We start from the raw sequence: 7375 nt of genomic DNA, 5'->3' as shown, positions 1-7375 counted from the left end.
TCGGTGATAACGTCGCCGGTCGCGGCGGTACGCATCGACGCCAACGTCTCGGTCGTCGACCCGGTGTGGCTGATCGCGAAACAGGCGTCGCCCGGGCCCAGCATCCGCGCCGACACGTGCTGGACGTGCACATCCGCCGGGTAGACGGCCGGCAGCACCGCATCGGCGACCCGCCGCTCCGCCGGTGATAGGCCCGGTAACCGGGACCTGATCAACTTCGGCGCGTCACCGGTACCGACCGGCCCGGAACCCCACTCAACATCGCCGACCGGCCCGGAAAGTCGCTCAACCACCCGGCTGACGCTAGGTGCCACCCATGAACCCCGAGGGGCGCACAGGCAAACGTAGGAAAAAAATTCGTATGATGGCCATCGTATGGAACATTGTTCCTTCGCGTGTGGCGATAGGGCCATCCGCGCAGCGGCCACCTCGGCGACCCGCCACCCTCAACAGGGCGTTGTTGCGTTCGAGGGCTCTGCTTCGAGGGCTCTGGTACGTGAGTCGAGGCCAGGGGGCCGCGTCGGGCCAGTACGTGATCGGGCGATGGCCCGTTGTCACCCTCCTCCGCTGCCAGTGTCGGAGTTCGTCGGGTTCCGGTTACCACCGGAGGTGATCGTCCTGGGGTGCCGGCCCGCACCGTCGCGACCCGATCCGCCGGGACCGGGCTCGCCACCATTACCGCCTCGGCCACGTCACCCGCAGCCCAGACCTGGCTAATCCACGTCCGCCAGGCTTCCGCGTCGTCTCCTTCGCCGCCGTCAGGCCAGTCCGTGGCCATCGGGGTGCGGAAGGTGAGGGCGGGAAGGACGAGTTGCCTGGCGGTCAGTCCAGCGGGTCGCGGGGGTGCGCGGGGGATCCGGGTGGGCTGGTGACCTTGCGGTGGATGTGGCCGGCGGCTTTCCGGGGAGGCCGGTGGTCGGTGCGTAGGACCAGGTCGAACAGGTCCAGGCTGGCTGTGGCGAGGTCGGTTTTCGTCTCGTCCCAGACGGCCAGCCGGTCGGCGAGGTCGGTGTTTCCGCGTTGGCGGGCGCGGGCGGTGGTGACGTCGCGGGGGCACCAGAGCAGGACGGTTGTCCAGCGGGCCGGGTATTCGGTGTGCAGGGCGTGGAAGCCGGCGACCTGGCCGAGATGCACGACGGGTATCCGGCCGGCGGCGATGATCTCGTCGAGGCGGGGCCGGTCGACGGCGTCGACGTTGCCGTACCGCTCGTTTGTGTACAGGATCAGGCCGTCGTCGTGCAGCCGGGCGAGGCGACCCGGTAGGGGGCGCGGGCGTTCGCGCCGATTTTCAGCCGGTCGAAGTGTACGTACCGGTCGTCGAGCGTGGTGAGGGCGGTGGTGATGGTGTCCTTTCCGGCGGCGGGTGGGCCGTAGAGGATGATCGCGTCAGGAGGCATCGCGGACCCGGCTGGCCAGGCGGCGGGCGTGCTCGGCGAGGTTGCTGCGGGCGTGGCGGCTGTTGTCGACCACGTAGTGGGTGCAGACCGGCCGCTGGTCGGGGACTGGCTGAATCTCTCGATGGAGGAGGCTATGCGGTCCTGGCCGCCCAGGGCGTCGGCTATGTCGTCGCGGTGCAGGAGCTCGGCGGAGACGGTGTAACGCTGCCAGGCAGATGCGGGATCGGTGGTCATTCATCGCTCTTCGGTCGGCGGCAGATCAGGACAAGCTGCGTAAGCGGATCAGCACGGTGAGCATAGCCGGGGGATGTCGTCTCGGCATCACAAGTCCGGATCGAGCGGTCAAACAGCGCCAGACAGGTGCTGACCTGGTCATGTCGCCGGGACGGCGGCGGCGCCGGAATGCCGTCGATCCATGCTGTCTCGGCATTCCGTGGTCGTCCGCTTCCGGTGAGTCTTGTTTTTGGGCTCCGTCTCTGCGGCCAGACGAGCGGACGCATGCCATCCGGCAGTAGCCGTTAGGCTGTACGTCGTCGATGTCCTCCACGCTGTGAGACGCTGGAGGGGATCGATCCAAGGGGCGGTAGCTCAGCCGGTTAGAGCAGCGGACTCATAATCCGTCGGTCGTGGGTTCGAGCCCCACCCGCCCCACCACGATGCGTAACAATGCCCTGACCTAGGTAAATAGGTAAATTCTATGAGATCTGATGATTTATCTAATAGAAGACGTCCAGGTCGGGGCGCTGATCGTTTGGTTCGATTCCTCGAACGTACCGGCGGACCTTGGTTGCGGAGCGTAGTTTCGGGGATCGGTCGGCAACGGCATTGCAGATCTCCGCGTCGCCGGAGCGTCTGCTGCGCGATGCGCCATAAAGATCATCTGCATGCCCTTGGTGGACCGCCGTGTGACTCGGACATCGTGTGTGGCGGCCAGCGGCGGCGTCGCTGGCGTTCGGGCAGATCCCGGTAACGCGCCTGAGCAGGTCGGCAGGTAGCACCGATGACGCCGACAATCGCCTCTCTCGCCCCACCGAACGGTGACACCCACTGGTGGTAGTCGCGTCACGCAGTGGCGGGTCTGTGCAACTTTGCGCAGACCCGCCACGCCTCCCCTGGCTACGTTGCCGTCCCAATCGGCATCCGACGCGGGGGTTAGCTGCGCTCATGGCCACCATGTTCGAACACGTCGGCGGCGAACCAGCGCTGCGCGGTCTCGCCGAGCACTTCCACCAGGCGGTGGTGGCGGACCCGCTGCTGCGGAGTCTGTTCGAGTACGGAACACCACACCACACCGACCACCTGACGGCCTTCCTGGTCGAGATGCTTGGCGGGCCCTCCCGGTACTCCGACGAGCTCGGCGGGTTCCTCAGCCTGATGAAGGCGCACCTGGGGCTGCGCATCACCCCCGAGCAGCAGGATCGGTTCGTCACGCTCATGCTCGCCTCCGCCGACGCGGTGGGGATGCCCTCCGACGAGCGGTTCCGCACCGCGTTCGAGGCGCAGGTGCGTAAGGCGGCGGGGTTCACCGTCAAGGTCTCGGCCTCGGACACCTCGCCGTTGATGGAACCGCCCTACCCGGACCTCGGCCGGTGGACGTGGTGACGGGAGTGACGGTGACCGACCAGTTCGCGGACGCGGTCGGCCGAACGGTGCGGCTGGTGTGCGGCCTCGTGGCCGACGACGCGGACCCGGACGCCGGCAGCAGGTTGGCGGATCTCGGGCTGTCCTCGCTCGCCACGGCCCGGCTGCTGCTCGATCTCGAAGCCGAGTTCGGCCGGGAGGTCGCGCTCGCGGACCTCGTGGGCTGCGAGACCGTCGCCGACCTGGCGCGGCTGGTCGGCGACGCGCCGGGGAGCGGGACGCGGCCACTGGTGGCGAAGCCAGCCCAACGGTACGAGCCGTTCCCGCTCACCCCGGTCCAGGAAGCCTACGTCGTCGGCAAGTACGTCGAGCTCGGACCGGACGCGATCGGATGCCACCACTACCGCGAGTTCTGGCTGCCCGAGCTGGACGCCGACCGGCTGGTCGCGGCGTGGCGGCGGCTCGTCGCCCACCACGACGCGCTGCGGCTGGTGGTCGGGGAGAGCACGGGGCAGCGGGTTCGGCCGGATGTCCCCGAACAGGTCGCGGTGGTGCACGACGGCCCCGTGGCCGTGCTTGGCGCGCAGGTGCGCCGACGGCTTTCGCACCGCCGGTACCCGCCGGGTGCGTTCCCGCCGTTCGCGCTGGAGGTCGTGCGTGACGGCGGCGCCGGCTCCGCGCACCTGAGCCTCGATGGCACGGCGGTCGACGCGCACAGCACGGAGCTGCTGTTCCGGCAGTGGCTGCTGCTCTACCGCGAGCCCGGCGCGCGGTTGCCCGAGCCGGCGCTGTCGGTGCGGGACTGCGCGGTCGCGCTCGCCGAGCGCAGGCACGCCTCGCGCTGGGAGGCGGACCTGCTGCACTGGCGCGAGAGGCTGTCCGAGGTGCCGCCCGGTCCCGACCTTCTCCTCGGCGAGCGAACGGCCCCGCCCGAACCGCCCGACGGGCTCGCGCACCACCTGCGCGTGCCGCGCACGGGGCATCTCGACCCCGGGCAGTGGCAGGCCCTGCGTCGGCGCGCGTCCGCGCTCGGCGTCTCGCCGTCGTCTCTGGCGCTGACGGTGTTCTGCGAGGTGCTGACCATCGGTCCGCGGCCGTGGTCGCTGGTGCTGACCACCACCGACCGGGTGCGGCTGGGCCGGGGCGCGGACGACGTGGCCGGTCCCTTCACCTCGACCTGCCTGCTGGTGGTCGACGAGGTCGACCGCCGGCGGTCCGACCTGGCCGCCGCACTGCATCGGCAGGTGTGGGACGCGTTGGCGCACAACGAGGTGTCGGGTGTGGAGGTGGTGCGCGAGCTGCGCCGCGCCGATCTGCCGGCCCCGGACCTGCCGGTCGTGTTCACCAGTCTGCTCGACGTCGGCGAACCGGACGCGCCGAGCATGACCGACCACCTGGTCCACGCCGTCGGCCAGACCTCGGGTGTCGGCCTGAACCACCTGATGTGGGAACACGGCGGTGGTCTGCGCTGGCGCTGGGACACCGCGGACGCGTTGTTCAGTCGGTTCGTGGCCGCGCTCCAGGCGGCCTGCGTGGACGCGGCGCCGACGCCGGGCGACGAGCTGAACGACCTCCAGCAGGCCTACCACGTGGCCCGGGTGTCCGGCCGGACCGCGGGCTGCCAGCTTTATCAGAGCTTCCACGTCGCCGAGCTCTACGTGTCCCGGCTGGAACAGGCCTGGCTCGACCTGGTCGTCGAGCACGACGTGCTGCGCACGGTCGTCGACCAGGACGGCCGGACCACCGTGCTGCCCCCCACGGCCGCCGGCGGACGCGTCCCCGTTGTGGAGTCCGACCAGCCCGAGGTGGACGAGGCGATCGCGCGCGACGTCGCCGACCGGCCGTTTCCCCTGGGCCGCGCGCCGCACACCGACCTACGGGTCCGGCGCGGCGCCGACGGTTCGGGCACCGTGCACCTGGCGATCGACCTGCTCGTGGCCGACGCGCCGAGCGTCCTGGCGCTCGGTCGGGCCCTGCTGCGCCGCTACGCCGACCCGCCCGCGCGGACTGTGCCGCCCGCGGTGCGCGCGTCCGCCACCAACCCGGCGCATCGTGAGCACTGGCTCGCCCGCCTGGCGGACCTGCCGTCGGGGCCGTTCACGCCGGGGGCACCCGGGCCGCACCGAACGCCTGCGGTTCACGGCCGACCCGGCCGCGCTGCGCACCTGGGCGGCACGGCATGACGTGACCGCGGACGCGGCGCTGCTGGCCGCGTTCTGCGACGCGCTTGCCCACGTGTTCGACCCGCCGTTCGCCCTGCCGGTGGTGCGCTGGGCCGCCGGGCGCGAGGCGTACCGCCCCGGCGAGCAGACCGCGCTGAGCTGGGTCCGGGTGGACCAGCTGGACCTTCCCCTGCCCGCGCGGGCCCGCCGGCTGGCCGCGCTGCTCGCCGAGGACGCCGAGGCCGACGGCGCGAGCGGGCTCGCCGACCTGCGCGTCGTCGTGCTGCGCCGGCGCCGCGATCGGTCGTTCGCGCTGCTCGTGGTGTTCACCAGCGTCCTGGATGTGTCCGGGCAGCCGCTTCCGCCGGGTGTGACGGCCGGTCCCTGGCGCACCGCCACCTCCGACGTGTCGCTGGACTGCGTGGCCGTCGACGACGGCGAGACCCTCGACATCGCGTGGGACGTGGTGCCCGGCCACCTCCCCGCCGACGCGCTCGACCCGGCGTTCGACCGGTTTCGTGCCACCGTGACCGGGTTCGCCGACCAGCCGGACGAGCAGGAGCGGGTCGGCCGGCTCACCGCCGACGAGCGGCGCCGCGCGCTCTACGAGTGGAACGACACCACGACGACCTACCCGGCGGATGGCCCGGTGCACCTGCTGCTGGAGGAGCAGGCCCGCCGCCGGCCCCGCGCGGTCGCCCTGCGGTGGCGCGACGGCATCGCCACCTACCGCGAGCTGAACGGGTGGGCCAACGTCATCGCGCACCGCCTGCGCGAGCGGGGCGTCACGGCCGAGACGGCGGTCGCGGTCGCCACCCGGCGGGGACCGGAGATGGTGGCGGCGGTGTTCGGCGTGCTCAAGGCGGGCGGAGCGTACCTGCCGGTGCTGCCGGGTCTGCCGCCCGACCGGGCGGCGGCGATGCTGGCCCGTACCTCCTCGCGCGTCGTGCTGACCACCGTGGGCGCGCTGGACTGGCGGCCCGACGTGCCGGTGGTCGAGCTCGACACGCTGCTGGCGGGCGCCGACGAGGATCCGGGTGACCCCGAACCGGTGACCGGCCCGGACAACACCGCCTACTACATCTTCACCTCCGGCAGCACCGGGCGACCCAAGTGCGTCGCCGTGACGCATCGGCCGGTGTGGAACCTGCTCAACTGGTGCTACCGCACCTTCGGCTTCGGACCCGGCGACGTGGGCGTGTGCGTGACCTCGCTCGGGTTCGACCTGTCGGTGTTCGACATCCTCGGGCTTCTGGGGCGCGGCGCGAGCCTGTACGTGGCCGACGAGCGCGAGCAGCGGGACCCGGAGCTGCTCGCCGACGTGCTGGCCGAGCAGCCGATCACCTTCTGGAACTCGGCGCCGACGTCGCTGGCCACGCTGCTGCCGTCGCTGCGCGACCGCGCCGGGGTGGACCTGCGGCTGGTCTTCCTCAGCGGTGACTACACGCCGCTGAGCCTGCCGGCCGACCTGCGGGCGGTGTCGCCGCGGGCGAGCCTGGTCAGCCTGGGCGGCGCGACCGAGGCCACGGTCTGGTCCAACTGGTTCCCGGTCGAGGTGGTCGACCCGCGGTGGCGCAGCATCCCGTACGGCCGCCCCATCGACAACTCGCGGTACTACGTCCTCGACGAGGCCCTGGAGCCGTGCCCGATCGGCGAGGAGGGCGACCTCTACATCGCGGGCGACTGCCTCAGCCTCGGCTACCACGGTGACCCGGAGCTGACCGCCCGCAGCTTCCTGCCCGACCCGTTCACCGACCGGACGGGCGAACGCATGTACCGCACCGGCGACCGTGCCGCGTTCCGACCGGACGGGATCATCACGTTCCTGGGACGCCGCGACGGCCAGGTCAAGATCCGCGGCTTCCGGGTGGAGCTCGGCGAGATCGAGCATCGCCTGCGCGAGCACCCCGCGGTGCGGGAGGCGGTCGTGCTGGCCCGGGCCAACGACGGCGGAGATCGGAAGCTGGTCGCCTACCTTCAGGCGGAGCCGGGCGCGGCGCGGCCGGAGGCGGCGCGGCTGCGCGCGTTCGCCGCCGAGACGCTGCCCGACTACATGGTCCCCAACTTCGTCGTGTTCGTGGCGTTGTTCCCGGCCACCGCCAACGGGAAGCTGGACCGTGACGCCCTGCCGTGGCCGGTGGGGCGGGCCACGTCGACGGGAGGCGGGATCGCGGCGGACGCCGGCGAACCCGCCGGCCCGAACCCGCCCGTCGAGCACCGGACCGTCGTCGACGA

5 protein-coding genes, 1 tRNA gene and 1 pseudogene are annotated in these 7375 nt (G+C 71.7%); 4 read left to right on the top strand and 3 right to left on the bottom strand.

Annotated features, from left to right (window positions below):
* The 3 genes and pseudogenes from AC08OT_RS17560 to AC08OT_RS17550 all read right to left on the bottom strand — a co-directional run.
* Window positions 1-314 (bottom strand): annotated as a pseudogene (locus AC08OT_RS17560) (hypothetical protein); the annotation flags it as partial.
* Between the two features lie 508 nt (window positions 315-822).
* The gene (locus AC08OT_RS17555; protein ID WP_476592337.1) at window positions 823-1134 is read right to left on the bottom strand and encodes a hypothetical protein; all 312 of its coding nucleotides are present in this window, start codon (window positions 1132-1134) and stop codon (window positions 823-825) included.
* An 89-nt stretch (window positions 1135-1223) separates the two neighbouring features.
* The gene (locus AC08OT_RS17550) at window positions 1224-1631 is read right to left on the bottom strand and encodes a hypothetical protein (RefSeq protein ID WP_476592336.1); all 408 of its coding nucleotides are present in this window, start codon (window positions 1629-1631) and stop codon (window positions 1224-1226) included.
* Between the two features lie 343 nt (window positions 1632-1974).
* Here AC08OT_RS17550 and AC08OT_RS17545 point away from each other — a divergent pair.
* The 4 genes from AC08OT_RS17545 to AC08OT_RS17530 form a co-directional block, all read left to right on the top strand.
* Window positions 1975-2051: transfer RNA gene (locus AC08OT_RS17545), tRNA-Ile, on the top strand.
* A 510-nt stretch (window positions 2052-2561) separates the two neighbouring features.
* Complete coding sequence (locus AC08OT_RS17540; protein ID WP_476592335.1) at window positions 2562-2999, top strand: group II truncated hemoglobin; 438 nt, start codon at window positions 2562-2564, stop codon at window positions 2997-2999.
* The gene (locus AC08OT_RS17535; protein ID WP_476592334.1) at window positions 2996-5161 is read left to right on the top strand and encodes a condensation domain-containing protein; all 2166 of its coding nucleotides are present in this window, start codon (window positions 2996-2998) and stop codon (window positions 5159-5161) included. The genes AC08OT_RS17540 and AC08OT_RS17535 overlap by 4 nt, the downstream gene beginning before the upstream one ends.
* 1 nt (window position 5162) lies before the next feature.
* Window positions 5163-7375 (top strand): non-ribosomal peptide synthetase (locus AC08OT_RS17530; protein ID WP_476603051.1); only part of this gene is annotated, 2213 nt, incomplete at its 3' end.

The sequence above is a fragment of the Frankia sp. CgJB1 genome (assembly GCF_977947065.1).
Note: the sequence above shows the minus strand (reverse complement) of the source record. Positions and strands in the feature narration are given on the sequence as shown.

Bases quoted from the DNA above. Each gene is read 5' to 3' on its own strand.
- AC08OT_RS17550 (WP_476592336.1), bottom strand. From the start codon at position 1,631: ATGACCACCGATCCCGCATCTGCCTGGCAGCGTTACACCGTCTCCGCC.
- AC08OT_RS17540 (WP_476592335.1), top strand. From the start codon at position 2,562: ATGGCCACCATGTTCGAACACGTCGGCGGCGAACCAGCGCTGCGCGGT.